This is a genomic window from Calidithermus roseus, from assembly GCF_003574095.1.
GTDB classification, from domain to species: Bacteria; Deinococcota; Deinococci; order Deinococcales; family Thermaceae; genus Calidithermus; species Calidithermus roseus.
Genome location: NZ_QWLA01000178.1, coordinates 1 through 731, shown reverse-complemented (window position 1 = coordinate 731; position 731 = coordinate 1). Strand labels below are relative to the sequence as shown.

1 protein-coding gene is annotated in these 731 nt (G+C 71.3%); it reads right to left on the bottom strand.

The features are described 5' to 3' along the window. Window positions 1-731, bottom strand: a 731-nt coding sequence (locus Mrose_RS18485; RefSeq protein WP_147371741.1) for an ATP-dependent helicase, incomplete at both ends; no start/stop codon positions are given.

Genomic DNA, 731 nt, shown 5'->3' with positions numbered 1-731 from the left:
GCGCCCGCGCCCTCGACGAGCTCCTCGACCAGGAGGCCCACGTTGAGCGGGTCCGGCCGCAGCAGGGCCTTGAGGGCGGTGAGGACCAGCTGGACCTCGCGCCGCTCGTAGAAGGAGCTGGTGGCCACGAGCTGGTAGGGGATCTTGCGCTCGCGCAGCGCCCGCTCGACCTCGAGGGAGAGGAAGTTGGCCCGCATCAGCACGGCCATCTCCTCGTAGGGCACGCCCTGCTCGTGGCTGAAGGCCACGGCGTCGGCCACGAAGCGCGCCTCCTCCTCGCGGGTCTGGGCCTTGACCAGCAGCGGCGGCTCGCCGGCCTCGCGCACCGGGAGCTGCTCCTCGGGCTTGCGCTCGCGGTTGCCCCGGATCACCTGGTTGGCCAGCCGGACCACGTGGGCCTGCGAGCGGTAGTTGGCGTACAGCCCGTAGACCCTGGCCGTGGGGTAGAGCTGCCGGAAGCGCAGGATGGTGCGGAAATCGGCCCCGCGCCACCCGTAGATGGACTGGTCGGGGTCGCCCACGACCATCAGGTTGGGGCTGGCCCCGGGGGCGATGGCCCGCACCAGCTCCAGCTGCACCGCGTTGGTGTCCTGGAACTCGTCGACCATCAGCTGCACGCAGCGCCGCCGCGCCATGGCCGCCGCGGAGTGGCTCAGCTTGAACAGCCTCACCCCCTGCAGCAGCAGGTCGTCGTAGTCCAGCACGCCCAGCTCCTTCTTGGCGTCGGCGTA